Here is a 24082-nt window from a genome sequence, read left to right as displayed (position 1 = left end):
ACCAAAGAAACGGCTCGCCGCAGACCGCGGCGGGCCGTTTCTCTGTCCCCGCAGCCGGAGACGGGGCGTGAGGAACGGGGCGCGCAGGCCGCCCCGCTCCTCATGCCTCATCATCAAAAGGGAGTGTTTTTATGAAAGACCCTATTTTTGCCGGCTCCGGCGTGGCCATCGTCACGCCCTTCAACCGGGAGACTCTGGACCTGCCCGTTCTAGGGCGGCTGCTGGACTTCCAACTGGAAAACGGCACCGACGCCATCATCGTCTGCGGCACCACCGGGGAGGCCTCCACCATGAGCTACCGGGAACGGATGCGGGCCATCGAGTTCTGCGTGGACCACGTAGCGGGCCGGGTGCCGGTGATCGCCGGGACTGGCTCCAACTCCACGGAAAACGCCGTGGCCCTCTCCAAAGACGCGGAGCGGGCCGGGGCTGACGGGCTGCTGGTGGTGACCCCCTACTACAACAAGGCCACCCAGGCCGGGCTGGTGCGGCACTACACCTACCTGGCCGACGCGGTCCAGTCCCCCGTCATCATCTACGACGTCCCCTCCCGCACCGGCGTCACCGTGGCGCCGGAGACCTACGCCCAGCTGGCCGAACACCCCAACATCGCGGGGGTGAAGGAGGCCGCCGGGAACCTGAGCAACATCCAGAAAACCCGGAACCTGTGCCCGGAGGACTTCACCATCTGGTCCGGCAACGACGACGAGACGGTGCCCATCTGCGCCCTGGGGGGCAAGGGGGTCATCTCCGTGGCGGCCAACGTGATCCCGGCGGAGATGCACGCCCTGGTGGGGCTGTGCCTGGAAAACGACTTCGACGCCGCCGGGAAATTGCAGCTGTACTTAAAGGATCTGTGCGACGCGCTGTTCTGCGAGGTGAACCCCATCCCGGTGAAAACCGCCCTGAATCTGATGGGCTGGGAGGCGGGCGGGCTGCGCCTGCCGCTGTGCGAGCCCCAGCCGGAGAGCCTGGAGCGCATCCGGAAGACGCTGGTGAAATACACCCTGCTGCCCCCGGACTGAGCCCCATAGCCAAAGCAGCCGCCCTATTCGGGCGGCTGCTTTGCGCGCTCACTGCGCGGAGCGGGCGGAGCGGTACTGCTCGGCGCTCAGGCGGACACTGGCCTGGGGTCCGATGGGGAGAATCTGTACAGCCAGCTTGTTTTGGAGCACTTCGTCCGCCTCCCCGGAGAGACGGAAGGCCCGCACCAGCGTCGCCCCTGCCGGGACGCGGACGCTGGAAAAGCTCTCGCTGCCCCGGCCCACGGTGTAGGTCCGGCGGACCTGCACCACCACGTCCTCACCGCCGGTGTTCTCCACGGTGATGGCCGCATAGGCCCCCAGCAGCGGCGTAAAGCCGAAGGTATGGCGGATGTCCGTCCCCTGGAAGGTCTCCTTGTCCATGGACCGGCCGGAGAAGCTGCCCAAGTCCATCTCCGCCGGGTCCGCCTCGGTGAACATACCGTGGGCGGCGCCGTACTCCGGCGCCAGAGGAGTCTCCTTCAGTCGGGCCCAACGGGCCTCCAGATTGGCCTGGGCTGCCTCGCTCTCGCCGGAGGGGCCGCCGATGATGATGCCCTGGTCCGGGAGGGTCACCGGCGTGTTCCGGTCCACCACCACGGCGGTGTCCCCGTTGTAGACGGTGGCCAGTTCAAAGTCGTGGTCCGCCCCCGCTGTAAACCACTTCTCCTTTCCGTCCTCATCCAACCGCGGCTTGCCGTCTGCATTCACCAGAATCTCCGAGCCGAAGTCCAGGCAGTTCAGCTCCTGGTGGTACTGCACGCCCAGGGCCACGTCGAACAGCGCCGCCGCGGTCTCCGCCTCCACGTAGTGGTGGACGCCGCCCCGGGAGTCGGTGTAGGTCAGCACCGTGGGGACGGCGATCCCCTCCGCCGCCCGGGTGGTCCCCGGCGGGGAACAAACCTCCCCAAAGAGAGCCAGGCCCACCTGGCCGTAGGCCACCTCCCCGGTGAGGGCCCCGGCCAGCGCCTCCTCCGGCGGGTCCTTGACCGCCAGGGACCCGCCCACCAGCGCGAGCAGCAGAGCCGTGGTGGCCATGCCCGCCGCAAAGGGGATGTAATTCTTTCTCATGATGACGCTCCTTTCCGTTGCCAGCAAACTTGCCCGGCAATCCGCCAAATTTCCTCCTGTGGGACGTCCTGGAAGGTCAGCTCCAGGATATAGGCCCCGTTGGTCCACAGCAGCATTCCGTAGGCGGTGTTCTGATTCTGGATGAACACCCCGGGGCTGCCGCCGATCTCCGCCTCCTCCGCCAGATAGTCCCCCAGCAGCATCCCGGTGACCTCGCTCTGCGCCAGTTGGCGTAGAGTGAACCAGGACTCCCCCCGCCGGTAGGAGGCGCCGTCCGACCCCGGCACCGGCGCATAGCCCTCCGGCACGTAGCCCAGTGCCATTTGGTTGGCCTGGTCCGGGCGGTCCCGGTTCGCCCGGACCAGGTAGTTCAAGGTCCCCTCCCCTTGGGTGAAGCGGACCTGATAGAGGTCCTGCCGCCCGGCGAAACCGCTGACCCCCGCCGCCAGCACCGCCACCGCCGCCGCTAGCAGGAGAAGTCGCCGCCACCGCCGCCCCTTCCCCACCGGGAGCAGGCGGCGCATCTTCCGCTCAAATGCGGGGGAAAAGGCGTGGTCGCAGTCCGCCCGGTCCGGCAGGGTCGCAAGATACAGCGCCGCCGCCTGGGGCGCGGCCTTGTACAGCATCTCCTCGGTGAGCTTCATGCCCGCTCCCCTCCTTCCTCCAGCGCCGCCGCCAGCTTCCGCCTGCCCCGGGCCAGCAATTGGCGCACGTTCTCCGGGGTGGTGGAGAGGAAGGCGGCGATTTCCTCGCTCTGGTAGCCGTTGTAGTATTTCAGCAGCAGCACCTCTCGGTACCGGGGCGGCAGAGCGGCCATGGCGGCGGCCAGTCCCCCCTCCTCCGGCGGCGAACCGCCGGTGAGAGACCGCTCGTCCAGCTCCACCCAGGGGTGGCGCCGCCGGGCGCGGTAGAGATCGATGGCGGTGCGCTCCGCCACCGTGGCGACCAAGGCCCGGGTGCGGGGGCAGGGTCCCTCCGGCACCCGCTCCATCCGCTCCGCCAGCTTCACGAAGGACTGGTGCACCGCATCCTCCGCGTCCTGTTCGTTTTTCAGGATGGCATTCGCCACATGGAACATCAGCCCCCGGTAGGCCAGATACACCGCCTCAAACCGCTCCCGGTCCGCCGGGGTCTCGATGGACTGGAAATAGACCAGCACCCGTCATCCCTCCCATCTCTCTGTCTCCGAAACGTTCCGGCGGGGCAAAACGTGACAGGGCCGCCCGAAAAAATTTCGAGAGGCCCTGGAGATGTCGAAAAATACCCTTGGCATGTCTTCGAGAAAAAGATCTTCCGCCACGTACACACCGCGGCAGAAGCGGCTGGTATTGGAGTTCGCCCCTCCGGCGTCGAACCGCCGCGAGGCGTTTTCGACAGGAAGAGGTCCGCCCGAACTAGTTCGGGCGGACCTGGGGCGCTCAGGTTGCGGGATCCTCCGGCGGCCGGCTGCTCTCCACCGGCGCAAAGGTCCGGTCCTCCGGCGGCATCTCGCCCCCGGCGGCCTTCCAGCCCTCCAAAAACGCCGCCCGCTGGGTCAGGTATAGGAAGTCGGCGGCGTCCTCCTGTCCCGCCAGGAAGCGGTCGAAGGCCGCCTCAAACGCATCGGTCATCATACTGCAACACCTCACAAGAAAAGACTCAAGGTAAGGTATATACTAAACCGATTTTGATAAAAATACAACCATATTTGCGGATTTACCTAAATTGGAACATTCTTGTTTCTCCGCTGTTCTTGTAGAATATCAGCATGGAGGTGTTTCCATGACCGGTAAACAGAAACACTATAAAACCTATGTCCAAATTGGGCTGAACATTTTGCATTACCGCAAGGAACAGGGACTCACCCAGGAGCAGCTTGCGGAAATGAGCGGACATAGTATGCAGCACATTCAGCGGGTGGAGACCGCCTATACTGCCCCCACCGTTGCCACGCTGCTGGACATCGCCGAAGCCCTGCACGTCCCCCTGGAGAAATTGCTGGAGATGCGCTGACCGCAAGCCGCCCGCCGGGCGGCTTTTCTCATGCCCTGGGCGCCGTCTCCGCCAGGGCGGCGTTCTGTCCGTCTCCCAGGTACGCCTCCCCAAAGGCGGTGTCCAGCAGCACGTCGGCGCCGTCCAGATAGCCGTGGACCTCCGCCAGAAAGGCGTCAACTGCCACCCCCCGTTCACGTCAAATTCCACCTGGTTCTCCCGGAGCGGCACCGGCTCCTCGGCGGCGTCCAGGGAGAACAGCTGATACGCATAGGCGCAGTACCCCTGTCCCATCCAGGGATTGTACCGCAGCAAGCAGTCCCGCCCGTCCACGCCGCAGGCATAGCGGGCGTTCTGCTCCGCGTGGGCGACGCCCGCCGCCTCCCGGTAGAGGGGCGTGCCGTCCTGCCTGCGCAGACACACCTCGTACCGCTCCGCCGCCTACCCCGTCCGGCCCGGATACCAGACCGCGGTGCGCTCCGCCGTCTCCGGCCGTCCGTCGTGATCGAAGTCCCAGGCCCCCGGCAGACGCTCCGTGGTCTCCTCCCGGACGGTCCCGGCAAGGCCCGCCTCCCCCTGTGCAAGGGTACAGCGGTAGGTCCGCTGCTCCCCGGCGTCCCCGCCCCGGCCCACCGTCAGGACCAGGGCGCCGTCCTCCCGCCACGCGCCCCAGTCCTCCGGCAAAAAGGTGTATTCCGGGAGGGTGCCCCCGTCCGGCAGCGTAACGTCCCAGCCGGTCCACCCGGCGGTTTCCAGCACCGTCACCAGAGCGTAGGTCCGGGCCTCCCGGGCCAGGGCGGCGTAGGCGCCGTCCGGGGACCACAGCACAGCCTGGGTGTAGTACCCAATGTCCTCCCACACCGCCGCGCCGGTCTCCGTATCGTACACCCGCACCCGCTCCGGCAGGCTCTGCCCGGAGGACACCCCCGCCCGGACGCCCTCCAGCCGCAGCTCCCACCTGCCGTCCGGCGAGAGCGCCTCTCCCTGCAGCGTAGCCGCCAGCAGCGTCACCGGCTCCGCCCATTCTTCCGCCGGGGCGGGCGCCCCCTCCGGCGCGCCGCCCAGAGCCGCCGCCGCGCCGGTAACCACCAACAGTGCCAAAAGCCCCAAAACCTGCTGCTTCCACATGAAACGACGCCTCCATACCGTAATACTTACAGTATAGAGGCGTCGCTTTTTATGTCAACTACAATTCGGTGACAAAGAGTTACGGACTCACCCCTTCAGCCGAGCGAGCATCTCCTCCCGCTGCGTGGCGATATACTCGTCGTAGCTCCCCATCTTGTCGATGAGCTGCCCGTCCACAAACTCCATGATCCGGTTGGCGATGGTCTGGACAAACTCGTGGTCATGGCTGGCAAACAGCACCACGCCCTTGAAGTCGATCAGCCCGTTGTTCACGGCGGTGATCGACTCCAGGTCCAGATGGTTGGTGGGCTGGTCCAGAACCAGCACGTTGGAGCCGTACAGCATCATCCGGGAGAGCATGCACCGCACCTTCTCCCCGCCGGAGAGGACCTTCACCGGCTTGAACACATCGTCCCCAGAGAAGAGCATCCTGCCCAGGAAGGAGCGCTTAAAGGACTCCGTGTTCTCCTCCGCGTTGTCCGCCGTGTACTGGCCCAGCCACTCCACCAGATTCAAATTGCAGTCGTTGAAAAAGGCGGAGTTGTCCAGGGGGAAATAGCTGGTGGTGATGGTGGTGCCCCACTTGTAGGTGCCCTCGTCCGGCTCCAGCTCTCCCATCAAAATCTTGAAGAGCGTGGTCTTGGCGATCTCGTCTTCGCCCACAAATGCCACCTTATCCTCCCGGTTGACCCGGAAGCTCACATTGTCCAGCACCTTCCGGCCGTCCACAGTCTTGGACAGGCCCTCCACCGCCAGAATCTCCTTGCCGCACTCCCGGTCCATCCGGAAGCCCACGAAGGGATACCGCCGGGAGGAGGCGGGCATTTCCTCCACCGTCAGCTTGTCCAAAAGCTTGCGGCGGGAGGTGGCCTGCTTGGACTTGGACTTGTTGGCGGAGAAGCGCTGGATGAAGTTTTGCAGCTCCTTGATCTTCTCCTCGTTTTTCCGGTTCTGGTCCCGGATCATCCGCTGAACCATCTGGCTGGACTCGTACCAGAACTCGTAGTTGCCCACATACATCTTGATCCCGCCGTAGTCCACGTCCACGATGCTGGTGCACACGGTGTTCAGGAAGTGGCGGTCGTGGCTCACCACGATGATGAGGCTCTCGCAGTCCATCAGGAAGTCCTCCAGCCACTCGATGGCCTGGATGTCCAGGTGGTTGGTGGGCTCGTCCAGGAGGATGATGTCCGGCTTGCCAAACAGCGCCTGGGCCAGCAGGACCTTCACCTTCTCCTTGGCGGTGAGGCTGGACATCTCGGCGTAGAGGATGTCGCTCCCCAGGCCCAGGCCCTGGAGCAGGCGGCTCACGTCGCTCTCGGCCTCCCAGCCGCCCATCTCCGCAAACTCCGCCTCCAGCTCGCTGGCCTTCACGCCGTCCTCGTCGGTGAAATCCTCCTTCTCGTAGAGGGCGTCCTTCTCCTTCATCACGTCGTAGAGGTGCTGGTTGCCCAGAATCACGGTGTCCAGCACGGTGTAGGCGTCGTACTGGAAGTGGTCCTGCTTCAGCACACTCATCCGCTGGTCCTTGGGGATGATCACCTCGCCGGTGGAGGGCTCCAGGTCCCCGGAGAGGACCCGGAGGAAGGTGGTCTTGCCGGCGCCGTTGGCGCCGATGATGCCGTAGCAGTTGCCGGGGGTGAATTTCAGGTCCACGTGCTTGAACAGCGCCTGGCCGCTGAAATTCACGCTGATGTCGCTGACTGTAATCATACTGTTTCCTTTCTTACAAAACGCGCAGCAGGCGCGGCGCTTTCCGCCGCGTCTGCCGCCGTTGGTTTCTCATGCTCTCATGCGTGGTCCATCACAGCCTTGTGGAAGATTTTCTTGCCCTTTTTAATGACGACGCCCTCGCCGCAGCAGTCCTTGCAGCACCACTTGGCCTCGATGTCGGACACCTTCTCTCCGCACACGCTCACACCGCCCTGCTGCACCAGCCGCCGGGCCTCGCCCTTGGAGGCCGCCAGGCCGCACTTGACCAGCAGCGTCAGAATGTCGATCTCGCCGCCGGAGAAGTCCTCCTCGCACAGCGCGGTGCAGGGCATGTTGGCCGCGGTGCCGCCGCCGGAAAACAGGCCTCGGGCGGTCTCCTGGGCCTTTTCCGCCTCCTCCTCGCCGTGGACCAGCTTGGTCAGCTCATAGGCCAGAATCTCCTTGGCGGTGTTCAGCTGGCTGCCCTCCCACCGGTCCATCTCGTCGATCTGCTCCAGGGGCAGGAAGGTCAGCATCCGGATGCATTTGAGCACGTCCGCATCCCCCACGTTCCGCCAGTACTGGTAGAAGTCGAAGGGAGAGGTCTTGTTGGGGTCCAGCCACACGGCGCCGCTGGCGGTCTTGCCCATCTTCTTGCCCTCGCTGTTCATCAGGAGGGTGATGGTCATGGCGTAGGCGTCCTTGCCCAGCTTACGGCGGATGAGCTCCGTGCCGCCCAGCATGTTGCTCCACTGGTCGTCGCCGCCGAACTGCATGTTGCAGCCCACGGTCTGGAACATGTGGTAGAAGTCGTAGGACTGCATGATCATATAGTTGAATTCCAGGAAGCTCAGGCCCTTCTCCATCCGCTGCTTGTAGCACTCCGCCCGCAGCATGTTGTTCACGGAGAAGCAGGCGCCCACCTCCCGCAGAAGCTCCACGTAGTTCAGCTTCAGCAGCCAGTCGGCGTTGTTCAGCATCATGGCCTTGCCCTCGCCGAACTCAATGAACCGCTCCATCTGTTTTTTGAAGCAGTCGCAGTTGTGCTGGATGATCTCCGGGGTCATCATGGAGCGCATGTCCGTCCGGCCGGAGGGGTCGCCGATATAGCCGGTGCCGCCGCCGATCAGGGCGATGGGTCGGTTGCCCGCCATCTGCAGCCGCTTCATCAGGCACAGGGCCATAAAGTGGCCCACGTGGAGGCTGTCCGCGGTGGGGTCGAAGCCGATATAGAAGGTGGCTTTGCCGTTGTTCACCAGCTCCCGGATCTCCTCCTCGTCGGTGACCTGGGCGATCAGGCCCCGGGCCTTCAGTTCCTCATAAATCTGCATCGTGTTCTTCTCTCCTGTTCTGGTGTTAGAAATGCGCCGGAATGGAACAAAAATGCCCCCGTCCCGGCAGGGACAGAGGGCGAAGACATCTCGCGGTACCACCTCTGGTTCGCCGCCTTCTCGCAAAGAACGGCCTCAGGTCGTGCCAATACACGACAGCGCGGTAACGGGCGCTCCCGGAGCACGCCTACTGGGCCGCAGGGGGCCGTTGGGGTGCCAGCTCCAAGGTGTATTCACCGCCGGGCGCTCTCCCCTTTTCACCGTGCCAGGGGTTCTCTTTGCAGTGCCGTGGCGGGTACTGGTCCTCTTCCTCGCTGTATACACGGGGTATTGTATCCGATCAGCGCCGGAATGTCAATCCAAATCCTTGTATTTTCTTGGGATATCCGGCGAGAATCAACTCCTTGGGATGCCGGTACAAACAGCGAGGGGACGAAGAACGATCCGCGCACGGCGCGGGGACGGGGGATACCGCCGTCTGGCGGAGGCGGAAATCCTTCGTCCCCGCGCCGATGCGCGGACGTCCCTCAGGCCCTTTGGGCTGGAATCCCGGTCATCTCAATCCTCGCCGGTAGGCCTCCGCCCCGTCCAGCAGCTCCCCGGCGCTGGCCAGCAGCGCCTCCGTCACCTTGCTTCCGCCGGTGATCCGGGCCAGCTCCGCCTCCCGCCGCTTTCGGTCCAGCCGGACCACACGTGTGAAGGTTCTCCCCTTGTCCTCCCCCTTTTCCACGGAGAAGTGAGTGTCCGCCATGGCCGCCAGCTGGGGCAGATGGGTGACGCAGAGCACTTGCTTGCGGCGGCTGACCTGCGCCAGCTTCTCCGCCACCTTCTGGGCCGCCCGGCCGGACACGCCCGTATCCACCTCGTCAAAGACCAGCGTGGCGACAGCCTCCTGCTCCGCCAGGACGTTTTTCAGCGCCAGCATAATCCGGGCCAGCTCGCCGCCGGAGGCGATTTTGGCGATGGGCCGCAGGTCCTCCCCCACGTTGGCGGACATCAGAAACCGGATGGTGTCGCAGCCGTCGGCGGCGGGCTCCTTCTCCGCAAAATCGATGGCAAAGCGGACCTTGTGCATGTCCAGCTCCTGGAGCTCCCGCTGGATGCGCTGCTCCAGAACCGCCGCCGCCGCCCTGCGGGCCTCCGTCAGCGCGGCGCCCGCCGCCCGGACGGCCGCCGCCGCCTTTTCCACCTGCCCCTCCAGCCGCGCTAAGGTGTCGTCCGCCGTCTCGATGGCATCCAGCTCCGCCCGGCACTTGTCCAGATAAGCGAGGCAGTCCTCCACCGTGGCGCCGTACTTCTTTTTCAGCCGGTAGAGCAGGTCCGCCCGGCTCTCCACCGCGTCCAGCTCCGCCGGGGAGAAGTCAAACTCCCCCCGCTTGTCCCGGATGGTCTCGGCAAGGTCGAAGGCTTCACTGCGCAGCTGTGACAGCCGGTTGAACAGCTCCCCCAGGTCCTCCCCCAGGGTGCGGATGCCCGCCAGGGCGCTCTCCGCGTCCCGCAGCTTCCCCACCGCCCCGGCATCCTCGTCGCCGCCATTGAGGCAGTAGTCCGCCCCCGCCAGGGCGGAGAGGTACTTCTCGCCGTTGCGCAGCAGCTCCCGCCGCTGGCGCAGCTCCTCGTCCTCCCCCGCCGTCAGCTCCGCCCGCTCCAGCTCGCCGATCTGGAATTGCAGGCTGTCCACCCGCCGGGCTTTCTCCGCCTCGTCCATTTGCAGCGCCTGGATGCGGCCCCGCAGGTCCGCCATGGCGTCGTAGGCCCGGCGGTAATCCGCCAGGACCCCCTCGGTTTTGCCGAAGCGGTCCAGATAGGCGCCGTGCTGCTCCTCGTCCAGGAGCTGGGCGCCGTCGTGCTGGCCGTGGATGTTCAGAAGGTCCTGGCCGATGCGCCGCAGCTGGGCCACGGTGACGGGCCGCCCGTTGACCCGGCAGGCGTTTTTGCCGTCGGTGAAAATCTCCCGCTGGAGCAGCAGCTCCCCATTCTCGTCCGGGGCGGTTCCGGTCTCCTCCAGCCCCGGCAGCGCCGGCGGCACCTGGGAGAAGGCGGCGCTGACAAAGGCCTTTTCCGCCCCGGTGCGGATCAGTTCCCGGGAGGTCCGTCCCCCCAGCACCGCCCCCATGGCGTCGATGACGATGGATTTTCCGGCGCCGGTCTCGCCGGTCAGGGCGTTGAACCCCGGCTGAAACTGGATGTCCGCCGACTCAATGACGGCGATGTTCTCAATATGCAGCAATTCCAGCAATGGTATCCACCTCGTTTACCAAAACTCTCAAAAAATACCGTCCAGGCGGAATTCACTTCCGCCTGGACCCCGCTGCCCGCCGCGGCGGGCACCCGCAGATCTGCGGGTGAGGGGGTTCAGCGGAGCCGGGCGCCGCCCGGCGGAGCGTCTAAGGGGGACGCCAGTCCCCCTTGGAGTCATAGCATCTCCTTGATCTCCTCGCAGAAGGCGGCGGCGGACTCCGTGTCCTGCATCAGCAAAAACGCGGTGTCGTCCCCCGCCAGGGACCCCACCATATAGGTGATGTCCATGTTGTCCAGGGCGGAGCAGGCCGCACTGGCAAGGCCCGGCATGGTCTTGAGGACCACGATGTTCTGGGCATAGGCGATGGAGGTGATGCTCTCCCGGAAGATGGTCCGCAGCTTCTCCGCGAAGTTCAGCTTCGTCCGGTTGCCCGACACCGCGTATTTGTAGACCCCCTGGCCCACCGGCTCCTTGATGAGATGCATCTGCTTGATGTCCCGGGAGATGGTGGCCTGAGTGGAGTTGATGCCCCGGGCCTGGAGGCGGGAGAGGAGCTGCTCCTGGGTTTCAATGTTCTCCTGGGAGATGATCTCCAAAATCATGGTCTGGCGGTCGTTTTTCATGTCACAGCCCTCCCGGCAGCATTTTTTGGGCGAAAATCTCACAGAAGCTCTTCTCCGTCAGCCGCACCAGCTTCATCACATACTTGCTCCTGCGCACCTGCACCTTGTCGTCCGCCCGCAGGGAGAAGGCCCGGCTCTCATCCACGCACAGATACACCGGCTTGCGGCCGTTGCGCTCCAGCTCCACCGTCAGCACGTGGTCCGGGGACAGCACGTAGGAGGAAAAGCGCATGTTGTGGGTGCAGATGGGGCAGACCACCAGCGTCTGGGCCACCGGCTCCACCACCGGCCCGCCGGCGGACAGGGAGTAGGCCGTGGACCCGGTGGGGGTGGAGATGATGACGCCGTCCCCGGCAATGTCCGCCAGATGGCGGCCGTCGGAGGAGATTTTCAGGTGGATGACGTGGGAGATGGGGCCCTCCCGAATCACCGCGTCGTTGAGGCCCAGGTTGGTGTAAACCTGTTTTCCTTCACGGAACACAGAGACGTCCAGCATCATGCGGGACTCCGTCTCAAAGTCCCAGTCCCGCAGCTTTTTCAGGGTTTCCAGCTCCCCGGCCTCCAGCTCCGCGATGAAGCCCAGGCCCCCCATGTTGATACCCAGCACCGGCAGCTTGTGCAGCGCCGCCAGCTTGGCCAGATGCAGAATGGTGCCGTCCCCGCCGAAGGTGAGGAGCAGGTCCGCCCCCCGCATCTCCTGGGGCAGGGAGCGCACGTCGTAATCCGCGAACGCCCCGGCCTTCTGGTCCTTGAAGGGGGAGCACACCACCGTGCGGAAGCCCATCTCCCGCAAAATGGCGTCGGCCTGCTTTGTGGCGGCCATTCCCTGGTCCCGGTTGGGGTTGGGGCACAGGATGATCTTCTTGGGATTCATTGGGCTTCCCCCTCTCCGTGTTCTCTCAGCACCTGGTGGGACTCCGCCACCAGCGCCTCCAAATCAAAGGCCGCCTCCCGCCAGGGGCCCTTCTCCAGATAGCCCAGGTACTCGATGTTTCCCTCGGGTCCCCGAATGGGCGAATAAGTAAGGCCGAGGACGGCAAAGCCGGACTCCTTTGCGTGGTCCAGGAAGTGCTCCAGCACCTCCCGGTGCACCGCCGGGTCCCGGACCACCCCCTTCTTCCCCACCTTCTCCCGGCCCGCCTCGAACTGGGGCTTGACCAGGCAGGCCACATGGCCCTCCGGCTTCAGCACGCCGCAGACGGCGGGGAGAATCAGCTTCAAAGAGATGAAGCTGACGTCGATGGAGGCGAAGTCCAGGGGCTGGGGAATCTGCTCGCAGGTGAGGTAGCGGGCGTTGGTCCGCTCCAGGCACACCACCCGCTCATCGCTGCGGAGCTTCCAGGCCAGCTGGCCGTAGCCCACGTCCACGGCGTAGACCTTTGCGGCGCCGTTTTGCAGCATGCAGTCGGTAAAGCCGCCGGTGGAGGCGCCGATGTCGCCGCAGACGGCCCCCTCCAGATGGATGGGGAAGGAGGCCATGGCCTTTTCCAGCTTCAGCCCGCCCCGGCTCACATAGGGCAGGACGTTGCCCCGGACCTCGATCTCCGCGTCGTTCAAAACGGCGGTGCCGGGCTTGTCCACCCGCTGGCCCCGGACGAATACCAAGCCGCTCATAATGGTGGCCTGGGCCTTCTGCCGGCTCTCCTGCAAGCCCCGCTCCACCAGCAGCACGTCCAGCCGCGTCTTATTGCTCATGCGCCATTGCCTCCTTCACCGCCGCCGCGACGGCAGCGCCGTCCAGGCCGAAGCGCTGCTCCAGCTGGGGGACGCTGCCCTCGGGGGCAAAGGTCTTGCCCAGATTTTTCAGGATCAGCTGCGCCGGGGCCGCGCCGTGCTCCGCCAAGATGGCGGCCACTCGCTGCCCCACGCAGCCCGCGCCGAAGGAATCCTCCAGCACCAGCAGCCGTTTCGCGCCGCCCAGCGCCCCGCAGACCTGGTCGTGGTCCAGGGGCGAGATGCGGTTCAGCTTGGCCACCCCCGCCCGGATGCCGGCGGCCTCCAGCAGCTCCGCCGCGTCCAGCAGGTGGTTGACCAGCACGCCGTAGGAGAGCAGCGTCACGTCCTCCCCCCGGCGCAGCCAGGCGATGGACGACTCCGCCGTATCCGAGCGGAAGCGGCCCTCCCCGCCCCGGGGGTACCGGACCACCACCGGCCCCTCCAGCTGGAACAGGGCCTGGCGCAGCATGTGCCGCAGCTCCGCGAAGCTGGAGGGGCACAGCACCGTGAACCCCGGGATCTCCGAGAGGAACAGCGCGTCGAAGCAGCCGTGGTGGGTCTCGCCGTCAGCGCCCACCAGTCCCGCCCGATCCACGCCCAGCACCACGTGGAGCCGCTCCAGCGCCACGTCGTGAATCAGCTGGTCGTAGCCCCGCTGCAAAAAGGTGGAGTACACCGCAAACACCGGAATCATGCCCTGGGCCGCCAGGCCCGCCGCCATGGACACCCCGTGCCCCTCAGCGATGGCCACGTCGAAAAACCGATCCGGGAACTCCCGGGCGAAGGGCGTCAGCCCCGTGCCGTCGGCCATGGCGGCGGTGATGGCGCACACCCGGCTGTCCTCCGCGGCGCAGTCCGCCAGCGTCTTGCCGAAGACAGTCGAGAAGCTCTCTCCGCCGGGGGATTTCAAAAGGCCGGTGGCCGGGTCGAAGGGGCCCACGCCGTGGAACTTGCCAGGATTCTGCTCCGCAAAGGGATACCCTTTCCCCTTCACCGTGTTCACGTGGACCACCACGGGGCTGTTCAGCTCCCGGGCCCACTGGAGCACGTCGCACAGCCGGGGCAGGTCGTGGCCGTCCACAGGCCCCAGGTAGGTGAAGCCCATGTCCTCAAAGAGGGTGCTGCCGGGCCAGAGGGTCTTTTTCAGGGAGGATTTCACCCGGTGGTTGAACCGGTACAGCCAATTCTCCATGGGCCGCTTGCCGAACAGCCCCCGATACCACTTTTTAAAGTGGTAGTAGACGGGCTTGGACCGCAGGCGGCTGAGGTGGGAGGGCATGGCCCCCACGTTGGGGTTGATGGACATGCCGTTGTCGTTCAAAATCACAATCAGCGGCTCGCCGGAGGCCCCGGCGTTGTTCAGCCCCTCGTAGGCCAGCCCCCCGGTGAGGGCGCCGTCCCCGATGAGGGCCAGGACGCTGTACGCCTCTTTCTGTAAAGTTCTGGCCCTTGCCATTCCAAGTGCCACCGACACAGAGTTGGAGGCGTGGCCGGCGATGAAGGCGTCGTGGGCGCTCTCATGGGGCTTGGGAAAGCCGGAGAGACCGTCCAGCTGCCGCAGGGTGTCGAACAGCGCCTGCCGCCCGGTGAGGGCCTTGTGGACGTAGCACTGGTGGCCCACGTCGAACACCAGCCGGTCCCGGCTGGTGTCAAATACCCGGTGGATGGCCACCGTCAGTTCCACGGCCCCCAGGTTGGAGGCCAGATGGCCCCCGGTCCGGGAGACGCTCTCAATGAGAAACTCCCGCAGCTCCCGGCACAAAACGGGCAGCTGCGCGGCCTCCAGCGCCTTTACGTCGGCGGGAGAGTGGATTGTTTCCAGAAGCATGCCGCTCCCCTCCTCTCAGCGGTGGAACACATGTAAAAACCGCCCCGCCCAGTAGACCACTTTGGTGCTCTGCTTCATGGCGAAGGTCTTGGACAGGGCCTTGCCCCCGATGGTGAGCCCGGAGATCAGGGCGGTGACGCCCACGGAGATCAGCACGGTCCGGGTGCTCAGGGCGCTTTGCAGCTGGGTGACGATGACGGCACCGGTGGCGCCGGAGACGATGCCGCAGATGTCGCCCACCACGTCGTTGCAGACGCTGGAGACGTGGCTGGCGTTGCGCAGGAGGCCCAGGGCCTCCTTGGCCCCCTTTTCCTTGTGGGCGGCCATGGAGTGGAACGGCCGGGGGTCCGCCGCCGTCACGGCCACGCCCACCACGTCGAACACGATGCCCAGGAGAATGAACATGGCCAGCGTCAAAACGGCGACCGCCACGCCCGCGCCGTCCAGCATCGACTCCGACGCCAGACTCAACGCCGCGGACAGGGCGACCGCCATGCAGAACACCGTCAAAGCCCAACGGTATGGGGCGGCCGCGCCGCCCTTTTTGTCCTTTTTCTCTTTTTTCAAACAATGGCCTCCAAATGGGGGTATCTTTTCGATGCTGCTAAGCCGGCGGCGGCAAAAAAGGTAAATCTTACGGCTTAGGTACGGGTTGGATTTCCCCAAGGCACACCTCTCGTTGCCGATAGAGGCGGTTCCCCCTTTGGTGCCAGGGCGCGGCGTCGCCCGTCCGCGCTACCCGATTGCCACTTAGTCCGCACTGCAATCCCTTTTCTGCCTCACGGGAACAGCCTAGGTGATTTCCACCACAGTCCGTCCGCTTCTTTAGCCTCTTTTGCAGGCAGGGTTTCAAAGAGCAAAGGACCGTCCGTTGCTCCGGCCGGAGTCAGAACGGTCTGGCCTCTCATCCACCATACCCACGCAAGGCAGGCTACGTCTGCACACAGCGTTACGGCCCTTGGGGACCGATGCACCGCATTGCAGGTTCACAATCTGTTTCGTACACAGGCCGAAATTACCGCGATGGGAGTACGTCTGTGCACAAGAACAGGTCTCCACGGAAACAGGGTCGGGTTGACCATGCCATTGGAAATCGCCCTGAGTCCGCAAGCACGCATGGCGCGCTTCCCCCCAGCACCCACCCAAAACTGGGCGTATCAAGCAGGCACCAGAGGTTTCATCGATGTGCCCTTCAGAGGATTTTTAGGCCCTCCCTAGGAAACGGCAGATCTGACTAGAATACTGCGCCGCCGCTTAGCGTGAATTAGTATAGCACGGTTTCAATAAATATACAACATATTCTGCATAACGAAAAATAAACAATTTATAAATTTTTGGGGCCCGGCGCTGCCGCCGGGCCCCGGATGCCTTATTCCTCGTCCTCCAGCTTCACCGTGGTGAAGCGATAGAAGGGCTTGCGCTTGCGCAGCTCGTAGTCCTCCGTCCGCTCCGGCGTCCAGTCGTACAAGTCCTTCCCGGTGGCAACCTTGTCCGTCAGCAGCGTACCGGGCTTGTCCGCGTTGCACAGATGGGGGAAGAGATACGTCTGAATATTGGTCTGCAGCGTCACGGGGATGTGGTCCCAGTACTCCATGGGGCCGATGGAGCTGTACCGCTGGCCGATGGAGTAGAGGAAGGTCTTGTCCACGGCTTCAGCGTCGGCAATTCCCTCCTGGATGATGTACTCCGCCTCCCGGAACAGGGCGTGGTGGAGGCGGTTGCCGATGAAGCCCGGGGCGTCCTTCTTCAGCACCACCGGCACCCGGCCCAGGTCCTCCAGCAGGGCCACCTCCTTGTCCACGGCCTCCTGAGAGGTGTGGGCGCTCTTGACGATCTCCACCAGGGGCACCAGGTGAGGCGGGTTCCAGGAGTGGGCCACCATGAACCGCTCCTTGTGGAGAAGGGTCTGGGCGATCTCGTTGGCGGAGATGGCGGAGGTGGTGGAGCTGAGGATGGTCTCCGGCGGGCAGACCTCCTCCAGATGGCCCATCACCTCCCGCTTGGATTCGATGGTCTCGGCGGTGGACTCGATGACGAAGGCGCAGTCCGCCAGGGCGGCGTAGGACGTGGCGGTGGTCAGGTAGGTCAGCGCCTTCTCCTTCTGCGCCGCCGTCAGGACGCCGGCGGCAATCATGTCGTCCAGGCTCTCGTGGACGGTCCGGACGCCCCTCTCACAGCTCTCCTCCGAGCGGCCGTACATCACCGCGGGATAGCGGTTGCAGATCAGCAGCACCACGGTGCCGGTGGCCATGACGCCGGTGCCCACGACGCCGACTTTACACTTTGACATAGATCGGATTCCTCCTCAGATAGTTGATACCTCCAATATACCACGCCGGGATGCGCCAGACAATGGGAACTTTTCCAGCGGCCCTCTGGCCGGGCAAAAAAACAGGCGGGGGCTTGCGCCCCCGCCGCGGGAAAACCTGTTACAGCTTCCGCCGGGCCAGGCTGTCCGCCAGGAAGCGAAGGAAGCCGTCATCGTCCAGGTCCGCCACCGCGGCCTTGGCCCGGGCCGTGGCGGCCTCCACCGCCGCCTCGCAGCCCTCCAGGCCCAGAAGGTCCACGAAGGTGGCCTTCCCCTCCTCCCGGTCGGAGCCGATGGGCTTGCCGAAGGTGGCCTCGTCCCCCACCACGTCCAGCACGTCGTCCCGGATCTGGAAGGCCAGCCCCAGCTGGAGGGCGTAGTCCTCCGCCGCCGCCAGAGCCTCGGCGCCGCCGCCGCCGGCGGCCACCCCCATCTTGCAGGCCCCGGCCATCATGGCCCCGGTTTTCAGCCGGTGGACCTCCGTCAACTCCGCCTCCGTCCGGGGGGCGTGAAGGGTGTCCAGCACCTGGCCCGCCACCATGCCGTCGGCGCCGGAGGCCTCCGCCAGCAGCAGCGCGCAGGCGGCTTGGGCCTCCGCCGTCAGGCCGGGGGCGGTCAAAATCAGCCGGTAGGCCTCCGGCTGGAGGGCGTCCCCTGCCAGAACGGCCAGGGTCTCGCCGTAGACCTTGTGGTTGGTGGGCTTGCCCCGGCGGAGGTCGTCGTCGTCCATGCAGGGCAGGTCGTCGTGAATCAGGGAGTAGGTGTGGACCAGCTCCAGGGCGCAGGCAACCGGCAGGGCCGCCTCCATCGGCAGTCCGCACAGCCGGGCAAACTCCAGCGTCAGCACCGGGCGGATGCGCTTTCCCCCCGCCAGGAGGCTGTAGCACATCGCCTCGTACAGGTCCGCCCAGTGGGTCTCCTTGTCCGCAAACAGCCCCGCCAGGTAGGTCTCCACCGCCCGGCGGCAGGCGTCGTACCGGGCGTCAAACGCAGTCTGGTCCATGTCAGTCCTCCTCTTCCCCGAAGGGCAGCTCCACCGGAGTGCCGTCGGGGCCCTTCATCAGCTTCACCACCTGCTGCTCCGCCTGGTCCAGCTCCTTGGAACAGGCGGCGATCAGCTTGGTCCCCTCCGCAAAGAGGGCCAGGGAGTCCGCCAGTTGGGCGTCCCCCTTCTCCAGCACCGCCACGATCTCCTCCAGGCGCTGGAGCTGCTGCTCAAAGGTCTGTTTTTTTCCGCTCATCTGTGTTCCTCCTCAAACGGCTTGTCCACGGCGGCGGTGAAGCCGCCCTCTCCCAGGGTGACGGACACCCGGTCTCCCGGCGCCACGTCCCGCCAGCTCTTCAAAATGGCCCCCGTTTTCCCCCGGGCCACGGCATAGCCCCGGCCCAGCACGGCCAGCGGGCTCAGGGCGTCCAGAGACGCCGCCAGGGCGGCGAAGCGCTGCCGCTTCCGCCCCACCAGGGCACCGGACAGGTCCCCCAGCCGCTGCTGGACATGGACCAGCTCCATCCGCTTATCCTGGACAAAGGCCAACTGGTCCGTCATGCACCGCTTGCGGGCCAGGGTGTCCAGCCGGGTGCGCAGGGCCGCCAGCCGGGCGGTCTCGCTCTGCTTCATCCGCTCCCCCGCTCCCCGGAGCCATCGCAGCAGCTCCGCCTGGTCCGGCACGGCGATCTCCGCCGCGTTGGAGGGGGTGGAGGCCCGGGCGTCCGCCACAAAGTCCGCGATGGTCACGTCCGGCTCATGGCCCACGGCGGAGATGACGGGGGTGGCGCACTCGTAGATGGCCCGGGCCACCCGCTCGTCGTTGAAGGCCCACAGATCCTCCATGGAACCGCCGCCCCGGCCGGTGATGATGACATCGCCGATCTTCCAGCGGTCGGCATAGCGGATGGCCCCGGCGATCTCCGGCGGGGCCTCCGCCCCCTGGACCCGGACGGGCAGGAGCACCACCTTGGCGATGGGATACCGCCGCCGGAGAATGCGGATCATGTCGTGGACCGCCGCCCCGGCGGAGGAGGTGACGATGGCGATGCGCTCCGGATAGGGCGGCAGGGGCTTTTTGTGCTCCGGGGCGAAGAGGCCCTCATCGTAGAGCTTGGCCTTCAGCTGCTCGAAGGCCACCGCCAGATCCCCCGCCCCCTCGGGGATGAGGGTGTTGCAGTAGAGCTGGTAGGCCCCGTCCCGGGGAAACACGGTGATGCGGCCGGAGACCACCACCTTCATGCCGTTTTCCGGGCGGAAGCGCAGCTTCCCGGCGGCGCTTTTGAACATCACGCAGCGCAGGGCGCCCTCCGGGTCCTTCAGGGTAAAGTAATGATGCCCGGATGGATACATTTTATAATTGGACAGTTCCCCCCGGACGGAGACGGACTGGAGCATGGGCTCGTTGTCCAGCAGGAGCTTGACCAGGTTGTTGACTTCGGTGACGCCGAAGATGTGGTGTTCCATTGGGGGACCTCCTTGTTCTGCCCGTTGGGGAGAGCGGCCTGGTTCGCGCAGCGGCGCGGGGTCGGGGGGAGTCCGCGCACAGCGCGGGGACGGGAGATGCCGCCGTCGGGCGGGGACGACGGGATTCCGCCCCACGGGGGCGGGACGGGGGGCTGCGCACCGGGGAGGGCCTGTCCGCCCCGACCTCCCGGCCATAGAAAAAGGCAGAGCCGGAGGACGGCGGTCCCCCCGCCGCGCCCCGCTCTGCCCAATTTGTTTACTGGGGGAGCTCCTGGCGCACAAAGCTGCCCAGGATGCCGTTCATGAACTTCACCGTCTCCGGCGTCTCGTACTTCTTGGCGATCTCCACCGCCTCGTTGATGGCGGCGCCGTTGGGAATGTCCGGCATGTACAAAATCTCGTACATGGCCACCCGCATGATGGCGGAGGCCACCAGCGGGATGCGGGCGAAGCTCCAGCCCTTGGCGTACTTGGCGATATAGCCATCCAGCTCCGCCGCGTGGGTGTCCACCCCTTTTACCAGCCGCCGGATATACGCCTCCTGCTTGGCATTGGGTACTTCGGCGTAGATGGGGTCCTCCGCCGACAGGGTGGAGAAGGTCTCCTCCGTCAGCCGCTCGTCCAGCAGGGCGTCGATGGGCTTGTCGGTAAAGCTCAGCTCATAGGATAGATGGATGGCGATTTCCCGCGCGGTGTTCCGTACCATATTACAATTCGTCCTTTTCTCTCTCGTTCCAGTCTCAGGTCCGGCTCTCCGCCAGGGTCACGCCGCCCACGTGGATGTTGACGGCCTCCACCGGACAGCCCGTCATCGCCTCCACGGAGGAGGCCACGGCCTTCTGGGCGTTCTCCGCCACCTCGGGGATGGGGCTGCCGTACTGCACCGTCAGGTACAGGTCCAGCCGCAGCGCGGCACCGGTCATGTCGATCTTCACGCCGCGGACGCCCTTCTGGGCGTTTTTCTTGTTGTTCATCAGGTCCGTAACGCTGCCGCCCAGGTTGGTCATCATGCCGGAGACACCCTCCACCTCCCGCACAGCGCCCACGGCGATGGCGGCGATGACCTCCTCGGAGATATTGATGCTGCCGTTTTCCTCCGGCAGGGTCATGTATTCCTTGCTTTCAGCCATGACGTGATTCTCCTTATTCTTGGTATCCTTGGTAAAAGCGATTATTTTTGAATATTGTACCATGCCGACCCTGAAATTACAACAGCTAATTTGCGGCCATGATCTTCACGCCGCTGGCGGGAAGGCCCGTCTCCGACATGGCGATGTCCGTGATCTTGGCCACATCCTCCCCGGTAAGTTCCCCGCTGTCCGTGGACACCACCACGCTGATGCCCCCGTCCCCCAGGAAGGCCACGCAGTCCTTGTACCCCTTGGCAGTGACCAGGTTTTCAATCTGGGCCTCCTTCAGAGTATAGCCTGCCAGCACCTGGATGCCCTCCGAGGCCTCGTTGGCCAGGGTCTGGTCCGCGTCCTTCTGCTCCGCCGCCTCCTGCAGCAGGGTGATGGCGCTGTCCCGCGCCTGCTGGCGGGTCAGCCGGGCGGAGGCAAAGTAGTCCGATCCGGTGTACACCGCCGTCTCGTCCATCGGGGCGTCGCTCTCCCCCTCCTGGCCGCTGACCAGCGCCGCCTCCCCCAGGATTTTGCTGCCGGTCTGCTCCACCTGCTCCGCCGCCTGCTCCCCGGTGAATTTCCAGTTCAGCGCCACCGCCGCGCACACCAGCACCGCCATGGTGGCCACTACCGCGTTCCGTTTGAATCTTGCGCCCATAGGTCCTCTCCTCCTCCAGATAATCACTGCCATTTTGCCACTGTGATGCGGTCTGCGGAAAGCCCGGTCAGCGCCGCCACCGCCTCCGTCACCGCCAGACGGACCTCCGCCCGGTCTCCGCCCTGGCACACCACCAGCGCCCCCCGGTAGGTGGGATACAGCGTCCGGGTCACCACCGTCTCGTCCCCGTCGTCCCCATCCAGCAAGACGGTCTCGGACTTGCGGGAGTAGTCCGTCGGCGCGGCGGTGTCCCCGCTGTAGCTCAGCTCCGTATCCAGGGCCAGCTGCCGCTCGCCATCGGTATCCACCGTCAGCATCACCTTCACCTGACCCACACCGCTGATGGTCCCCAGAATCTCCTCCATCTCGCCCCGGATGTCCTGGACCGCCTGAGCCGGTGCCGCCGTCCCCCGGGAGGCGGGCGCCGTACCGCCGGTCCCACTCGGCCATAGCAGCAGCCCGGCGCCGATCAGCACCACTAAGACCGCGTATTTGTACCTGTCCCATAGCTTTCGCACTCCTTCAGTTTTCATCGTTCCCATCCTGCCATACCTGCCTCTCCACGGGGATGCCCAGCTGGTTTGCCATGTAGTCCGAAAGCGCCTGGGACCGCGGGCCCGTCAGCACCGCCCCCACGGGGACGGGCACGCCGTCCGCCCCCGCCTCCGTCTCCACCCGGACCGTCACCGCCGCCCCCAGCCGGACGGCTTCCTCCGATATATATGCCTCTGTCCGCGCGGCTATGAGTTCCGCCATCTCCGCGCCGCTCTCCTCCGAGAGCTCCGCCTGCCGCTGCTCCACCGCCTCCCGGTAATCCGACAAATCCAGCCGCAGCCGCCCCAGATCCGCCCCCAGCACCGGCCGCAGCAGCGCCGCCAGCAGCACCAGCCCGCCGGTGAAGGAGGCGATTTTGCGCAGCGTCCCCTCCGGGACCAGCAGCTGCGCCACGGACAGCAGCATGGACACCACCACCACCGAGGTGAGCCACTCCCGCAGCGCCGCCATCACGGCACCACCGCCGCCACGGAGGACAGCACGGAGATCAGCAGCAGCAGCGCGCAGCTGCCGGTCATCCCCAGCACCAGCCCGAAGGCGCCGCCCAGGCCGTCGATGAGCTTGCACAGCTGGGGCGCCCCCAGGGCGGCGGCCAGGAAGGCCGTCAGCTTGTAGAGGAGGTACTGGATGCCCAGCTGCAAAAAGGGGTAGGCGCACCCCGCCAGAATGGCCAGGGTGCCGAAGATGCCGATGGTGTTTTTCAGCAGCCCCGCCCCCGCCAGCACCGTGTCCGCCGCCTCCGCGATGATGCCTCCCACCACCGGCACCGCACCGGAGATGGCGGCCTTGGTCACCTTCACCGCCGCGGCGTCGGCGGCGCCGGTGATGATCCGGGCCACGGAGAGATAGACGGTGAAGAGGAGCAGCGCGGTGGTCAGCGCCCAGGTCACCAGTTTTTTCAGCCCCTCCGCCAGAGCCCCCAGCCGGTTCTCCGGCAGCGCCGCCGAGGCCGCCAGTACCCCGATGTAGAGGTACACCAGCGGCAGCAGCAGCTCCCGGATCAGGCTCACCAGCAGGTCCACCAAAAACACGGTGGTCACCTGCTGGACCGTGGCGGTGCCCACGCCCCCCGCAGCGGCTGTGGCCGCCGCCAGGGTGGGCAGCAGCGCCCGGGAGAACACGGACAGCTCCTGGATGGTCTGCCTGCCCAGCCCCATGAGGGAGTCCAGGCTCCCCACGGTCAAAAGCGTGATGGACAGCGCCCCCGCCATGGGCAAAAACACCGCGCCCTTCCCCCCGCCGGTGAGAAAGGCACCGTCCACCGCGCCGCACAGCACCACCACCAGCAGCACCGACGCCGCCCCCCGGACCCGCTGGCGGAGGATGTCCCCCGCCTGGCCGCCGATGCCCTCCAGCAGCCGGGCGACGCCGCCGGAAAAGCCGCTGATTCCGGAGAAGTCCCCCTCCTCCAGCAGCTCCTCCGCCCCCTTGGGCAGGGCGTCCGTCAGCTCCCCGGGCAGGGCTGCGGCCTGGGCCCGGCCCGCCAGCACCAGCAAAAAGAAGATGAGTAAGATCACTTTTTTCATTGCATCAACTCCACCAGCAGCGACAGCACCGACCGCAGCAGCGGCAGCGCCGCCAGCAGGGCGCACACCGCCCCCGCCGTCTCCACCACCGCCGCCAGGGCCGTCTCCCCCGCGTCCCGGCACAGGCTGCCGCCCACCCGCACCACCAGGGAGATGCCCACGGTCTTATACAGCGGCACAAACAACACCGCCGGCACGCCGCTGCGCTCCCCCAGCTCCTCCAAAAACGCCGTCAGCTCCCCCAGGCCCTCCAGCAAAAACGCCAGCACCAGCATCGTGGCCGCCAAGGCCAGCAGCAGGGCGCTCTCCGGGCTGCCCCGCTTCACCACCAGCGCCAGCAGCGCCCCCACTACGCACAGGGCCGTCACCTGGACGATCTCCGCCACGGCTAAAACCGGAACAGCGTTTTGATGAGATCGAACAGGTCGCTGATCTCCTGCACCATCATCATCAACACCACCACCAGCCCCGCCAGGGTGGTCATCATGGCCTGCTCCTCCCGGCCGGAGCGCACCAGCAGCTGGTTCAGCACCGCCACCAGAATCCCGATGGCGGCGATCTTGAAAATCAAATCCACATCCATACCGCGTCCCTCAAATCAGCAAAATCACCAGCAGCGCCGCCGAGGAAAAACAGAGCGCCGTGGTCCGCTTCTCCTCCGCCTGCCGGTCCTGTTCCAGCCGCTCCCTGCTCCGCTCCAGCTCCGAGGCCGCCAGGGCCAGCGCCCGGCAGACCTGCTCCTCGTCGCCCTGCAAGTCGTCCCCCAGGGCGGCCACCACCGCCCGGTCCCCCTCCGAGAGGGGCAGTTCCCCGGCCAGGCGCCGCCAGGCGCCCCGCA

General features: G+C 65.8%; 29 protein-coding genes. 2 read left to right on the top strand and 27 right to left on the bottom strand.

Annotation, left to right across the window (positions count from 1 at the left end; genetic code table 11):
• Nucleotides 1–131 precede the first annotated feature (131 nt).
• Nucleotides 132–1025, top strand: coding sequence for a 4-hydroxy-tetrahydrodipicolinate synthase (gene dapA / locus QZS21_RS07810; RefSeq protein ID WP_295582071.1), 894 nt, complete (start codon nt 132–134; stop codon nt 1023–1025).
• Nucleotides 1026–1073: 48 nt separating this feature from the next.
• Here dapA and QZS21_RS07805 read toward each other — a convergent pair whose 3' ends face one another.
• The 4 genes from QZS21_RS07805 to QZS21_RS07790 form a co-directional block, all read right to left on the bottom strand.
• Entirely contained in the window at nt 1074–2093 is a 1020-nt protein-coding gene (locus QZS21_RS07805) for a hypothetical protein (RefSeq protein WP_295582070.1), read from the bottom strand.
• Nucleotides 2090–2737 (bottom strand): hypothetical protein, encoded by a 648-nt coding sequence (locus QZS21_RS07800; protein ID WP_295582068.1) that lies wholly within the window; start codon nt 2735–2737, stop codon nt 2090–2092. Before QZS21_RS07800 ends, QZS21_RS07805 begins: the two co-directional genes overlap by 4 nt.
• Nucleotides 2734–3252, bottom strand: a complete 519-nt coding sequence (locus QZS21_RS07795) for an RNA polymerase sigma factor (RefSeq protein ID WP_295582066.1) — start codon at nt 3250–3252, stop codon at nt 2734–2736. Before QZS21_RS07795 ends, QZS21_RS07800 begins: the two co-directional genes overlap by 4 nt.
• A gap of 259 nt (nt 3253–3511) precedes the next feature.
• The gene (locus tag QZS21_RS07790) at nt 3512–3706 is read right to left on the bottom strand and encodes a hypothetical protein (protein WP_295582064.1); all 195 of its coding nucleotides are present in this window, start codon (nt 3704–3706) and stop codon (nt 3512–3514) included.
• A 148-nt stretch (nt 3707–3854) separates the two neighbouring features.
• Between QZS21_RS07790 and QZS21_RS07785 the strand changes: the two genes are divergently transcribed.
• Complete coding sequence (locus tag QZS21_RS07785) at nt 3855–4085, top strand: helix-turn-helix domain-containing protein (protein ID WP_295582062.1); 231 nt, start codon at nt 3855–3857, stop codon at nt 4083–4085.
• A gap of 28 nt (nt 4086–4113) precedes the next feature.
• Here QZS21_RS07785 and QZS21_RS07780 read toward each other — a convergent pair whose 3' ends face one another.
• From QZS21_RS07780 to QZS21_RS07670, 23 genes are all read right to left on the bottom strand, one after another.
• Nucleotides 4114–4251 (bottom strand): hypothetical protein, encoded by a 138-nt coding sequence (locus QZS21_RS07780; RefSeq protein ID WP_295582060.1) that lies wholly within the window; start codon nt 4249–4251, stop codon nt 4114–4116.
• A gap of 254 nt (nt 4252–4505) precedes the next feature.
• On the bottom strand, nt 4506–5192 hold the full coding sequence (locus tag QZS21_RS07775; RefSeq protein ID WP_295582058.1) for a hypothetical protein: 687 nt from the start codon (nt 5190–5192) through the stop codon (nt 4506–4508).
• A gap of 87 nt (nt 5193–5279) precedes the next feature.
• A complete protein-coding gene (locus QZS21_RS07770) occupies nt 5280–6905 on the bottom strand; it encodes an ABC-F family ATP-binding cassette domain-containing protein (protein ID WP_295582055.1) in 1626 nt (541 codons plus the stop codon).
• 77 nt (nt 6906–6982) lie between these two features.
• Nucleotides 6983–8215, bottom strand: coding sequence for a tyrosine--tRNA ligase (gene tyrS, locus QZS21_RS07765; protein ID WP_295582053.1), 1233 nt, complete (start codon nt 8213–8215; stop codon nt 6983–6985).
• Between the two features lie 553 nt (nt 8216–8768).
• Nucleotides 8769–10454 (bottom strand): DNA repair protein RecN, encoded by a 1686-nt coding sequence (gene recN, locus QZS21_RS07760; protein WP_295582051.1) that lies wholly within the window; start codon nt 10452–10454, stop codon nt 8769–8771.
• 176 nt (nt 10455–10630) lie between these two features.
• Complete coding sequence (argR, locus tag QZS21_RS07755) at nt 10631–11080, bottom strand: arginine repressor (protein ID WP_295582049.1); 450 nt, start codon at nt 11078–11080, stop codon at nt 10631–10633.
• 1 nt (nt 11081) lies between these two features.
• Nucleotides 11082–11954 carry an NAD(+)/NADH kinase gene (locus QZS21_RS07750; RefSeq protein ID WP_295582047.1) on the bottom strand — a complete coding sequence of 291 codons (873 nt, stop codon included), beginning with the start codon at nt 11952–11954 and terminating at the stop codon, nt 11082–11084.
• Nucleotides 11951–12775: a TlyA family RNA methyltransferase gene (locus tag QZS21_RS07745; protein ID WP_295582045.1), complete on the bottom strand. Its 825-nt coding sequence runs from the start codon at nt 12773–12775 to the stop codon at nt 11951–11953. The genes QZS21_RS07750 and QZS21_RS07745 overlap by 4 nt, the downstream gene beginning before the upstream one ends.
• Nucleotides 12765–14624, bottom strand: a complete 1860-nt coding sequence (gene dxs, locus QZS21_RS07740; RefSeq protein WP_295582043.1) for a 1-deoxy-D-xylulose-5-phosphate synthase — start codon at nt 14622–14624, stop codon at nt 12765–12767. Before dxs ends, QZS21_RS07745 begins: the two co-directional genes overlap by 11 nt.
• A 15-nt stretch (nt 14625–14639) precedes the next feature.
• On the bottom strand, nt 14640–15191 hold the full coding sequence (locus QZS21_RS07735; protein WP_295582041.1) for a hypothetical protein: 552 nt from the start codon (nt 15189–15191) through the stop codon (nt 14640–14642).
• Nucleotides 15192–15993: 802 nt separating this feature from the next.
• Complete coding sequence (locus QZS21_RS07730) at nt 15994–16914, bottom strand: 3-hydroxyacyl-CoA dehydrogenase family protein (protein WP_295582039.1); 921 nt, start codon at nt 16912–16914, stop codon at nt 15994–15996.
• Nucleotides 16915–17053: 139 nt separating this feature from the next.
• Nucleotides 17054–17935, bottom strand: coding sequence for a polyprenyl synthetase family protein (locus tag QZS21_RS07725; protein ID WP_295582037.1), 882 nt, complete (start codon nt 17933–17935; stop codon nt 17054–17056).
• Nucleotide 17936: 1 nt separating this feature from the next.
• A complete protein-coding gene (gene xseB / locus QZS21_RS07720; protein ID WP_295582035.1) occupies nt 17937–18173 on the bottom strand; it encodes an exodeoxyribonuclease VII small subunit in 237 nt (78 codons plus the stop codon).
• Nucleotides 18170–19384 (bottom strand): exodeoxyribonuclease VII large subunit, encoded by a 1215-nt coding sequence (gene xseA, locus QZS21_RS07715; protein ID WP_295582033.1) that lies wholly within the window; start codon nt 19382–19384, stop codon nt 18170–18172. Before xseA ends, xseB begins: the two co-directional genes overlap by 4 nt.
• A gap of 256 nt (nt 19385–19640) precedes the next feature.
• Entirely contained in the window at nt 19641–20090 is a 450-nt protein-coding gene (gene nusB / locus QZS21_RS07710) for a transcription antitermination factor NusB (RefSeq protein WP_295582031.1), read from the bottom strand.
• A 34-nt stretch (nt 20091–20124) separates the two neighbouring features.
• Nucleotides 20125–20514 carry an Asp23/Gls24 family envelope stress response protein gene (locus QZS21_RS07705; protein WP_295582029.1) on the bottom strand — a complete coding sequence of 130 codons (390 nt, stop codon included), beginning with the start codon at nt 20512–20514 and terminating at the stop codon, nt 20125–20127.
• Between the two features lie 85 nt (nt 20515–20599).
• On the bottom strand, nt 20600–21163 hold the full coding sequence (locus QZS21_RS07700; RefSeq protein WP_295582027.1) for a SpoIIIAH-like family protein: 564 nt from the start codon (nt 21161–21163) through the stop codon (nt 20600–20602).
• Between the two features lie 23 nt (nt 21164–21186).
• The gene (locus QZS21_RS07695) at nt 21187–21696 is read right to left on the bottom strand and encodes a hypothetical protein (protein ID WP_295582025.1); all 510 of its coding nucleotides are present in this window, start codon (nt 21694–21696) and stop codon (nt 21187–21189) included.
• A complete protein-coding gene (locus tag QZS21_RS07690; RefSeq protein ID WP_295582023.1) occupies nt 21686–22168 on the bottom strand; it encodes a stage III sporulation protein AF in 483 nt (160 codons plus the stop codon). The genes QZS21_RS07695 and QZS21_RS07690 overlap by 11 nt, the downstream gene beginning before the upstream one ends.
• Nucleotides 22168–23244 carry a stage III sporulation protein AE gene (locus tag QZS21_RS07685; RefSeq protein ID WP_295582021.1) on the bottom strand — a complete coding sequence of 359 codons (1077 nt, stop codon included), beginning with the start codon at nt 23242–23244 and terminating at the stop codon, nt 22168–22170. Before QZS21_RS07685 ends, QZS21_RS07690 begins: the two co-directional genes overlap by 1 nt.
• Nucleotides 23241–23630: a SpoIIIAC/SpoIIIAD family protein gene (locus tag QZS21_RS07680; RefSeq protein ID WP_295582018.1), complete on the bottom strand. Its 390-nt coding sequence runs from the start codon at nt 23628–23630 to the stop codon at nt 23241–23243. Before QZS21_RS07680 ends, QZS21_RS07685 begins: the two co-directional genes overlap by 4 nt.
• Nucleotides 23631–23632: 2 nt before the next feature.
• Nucleotides 23633–23827, bottom strand: coding sequence for a stage III sporulation protein AC (gene spoIIIAC, locus QZS21_RS07675; RefSeq protein WP_295582016.1), 195 nt, complete (start codon nt 23825–23827; stop codon nt 23633–23635).
• Nucleotides 23828–23837: 10 nt separating this feature from the next.
• Nucleotides 23838–24082, bottom strand: a 245-nt coding sequence (locus tag QZS21_RS07670) for a hypothetical protein (protein WP_295582014.1), incomplete at its 5' end; no start/stop codon positions are given.

Origin of the sequence: uncultured Oscillibacter sp. (assembly GCF_900544955.1) — a bacterium.
Taxonomy (GTDB): Bacteria; Bacillota; Clostridia; order Oscillospirales; family Oscillospiraceae; genus Oscillibacter.
Note: the sequence above shows the minus strand (reverse complement) of the source record. Positions and strands in the feature narration are given on the sequence as shown.

What these genes read in the sequence shown, in the direction of transcription:
- QZS21_RS07695 (WP_295582025.1), bottom strand. Translation starts at nt 21,696, where the DNA reads ATGAAAACTGAAGGAGTGCGAAAGCTATGGGACAGGTACAAATACGCG.
- tyrS (WP_295582053.1), bottom strand. Translation starts at nt 8,215, where the DNA reads ATGCAGATTTATGAGGAACTGAAGGCCCGGGGCCTGATCGCCCAGGTC.
- QZS21_RS07790 (WP_295582064.1), bottom strand. Translation starts at nt 3,706, where the DNA reads ATGATGACCGATGCGTTTGAGGCGGCCTTCGACCGCTTCCTGGCGGGA.
- dapA (WP_295582071.1), top strand. Translation starts at nt 132, where the DNA reads ATGAAAGACCCTATTTTTGCCGGCTCCGGCGTGGCCATCGTCACGCCC.
- QZS21_RS07800 (WP_295582068.1), bottom strand. Translation starts at nt 2,737, where the DNA reads ATGAAGCTCACCGAGGAGATGCTGTACAAGGCCGCGCCCCAGGCGGCG.
- QZS21_RS07690 (WP_295582023.1), bottom strand. Translation starts at nt 22,168, where the DNA reads ATGGCGGCGCTGCGGGAGTGGCTCACCTCGGTGGTGGTGGTGTCCATG.
- QZS21_RS07770 (WP_295582055.1), bottom strand. Translation starts at nt 6,905, where the DNA reads ATGATTACAGTCAGCGACATCAGCGTGAATTTCAGCGGCCAGGCGCTG.
- spoIIIAC (WP_295582016.1), bottom strand. Translation starts at nt 23,827, where the DNA reads ATGGATGTGGATTTGATTTTCAAGATCGCCGCCATCGGGATTCTGGTG.
- QZS21_RS07685 (WP_295582021.1), bottom strand. Translation starts at nt 23,244, where the DNA reads ATGAAAAAAGTGATCTTACTCATCTTCTTTTTGCTGGTGCTGGCGGGC.
- xseA (WP_295582033.1), bottom strand. Translation starts at nt 19,384, where the DNA reads ATGGAACACCACATCTTCGGCGTCACCGAAGTCAACAACCTGGTCAAG.
- xseB (WP_295582035.1), bottom strand. Translation starts at nt 18,173, where the DNA reads ATGAGCGGAAAAAAACAGACCTTTGAGCAGCAGCTCCAGCGCCTGGAG.
- QZS21_RS07750 (WP_295582047.1), bottom strand. Translation starts at nt 11,954, where the DNA reads ATGAATCCCAAGAAGATCATCCTGTGCCCCAACCCCAACCGGGACCAG.
- QZS21_RS07805 (WP_295582070.1), bottom strand. Translation starts at nt 2,093, where the DNA reads ATGAGAAAGAATTACATCCCCTTTGCGGCGGGCATGGCCACCACGGCT.
- QZS21_RS07700 (WP_295582027.1), bottom strand. Translation starts at nt 21,163, where the DNA reads ATGGGCGCAAGATTCAAACGGAACGCGGTAGTGGCCACCATGGCGGTG.
- QZS21_RS07705 (WP_295582029.1), bottom strand. Translation starts at nt 20,514, where the DNA reads ATGGCTGAAAGCAAGGAATACATGACCCTGCCGGAGGAAAACGGCAGC.
- QZS21_RS07745 (WP_295582045.1), bottom strand. Translation starts at nt 12,775, where the DNA reads ATGAGCAATAAGACGCGGCTGGACGTGCTGCTGGTGGAGCGGGGCTTG.
- QZS21_RS07730 (WP_295582039.1), bottom strand. Translation starts at nt 16,914, where the DNA reads ATGTCAAAGTGTAAAGTCGGCGTCGTGGGCACCGGCGTCATGGCCACC.
- nusB (WP_295582031.1), bottom strand. Translation starts at nt 20,090, where the DNA reads ATGGTACGGAACACCGCGCGGGAAATCGCCATCCATCTATCCTATGAG.
- QZS21_RS07775 (WP_295582058.1), bottom strand. Translation starts at nt 5,192, where the DNA reads ATGTGGAAGCAGCAGGTTTTGGGGCTTTTGGCACTGTTGGTGGTTACC.
- argR (WP_295582049.1), bottom strand. Translation starts at nt 11,080, where the DNA reads ATGAAAAACGACCGCCAGACCATGATTTTGGAGATCATCTCCCAGGAG.
- QZS21_RS07785 (WP_295582062.1), top strand. Translation starts at nt 3,855, where the DNA reads ATGACCGGTAAACAGAAACACTATAAAACCTATGTCCAAATTGGGCTG.
- QZS21_RS07725 (WP_295582037.1), bottom strand. Translation starts at nt 17,935, where the DNA reads ATGGACCAGACTGCGTTTGACGCCCGGTACGACGCCTGCCGCCGGGCG.
- dxs (WP_295582043.1), bottom strand. Translation starts at nt 14,624, where the DNA reads ATGCTTCTGGAAACAATCCACTCTCCCGCCGACGTAAAGGCGCTGGAG.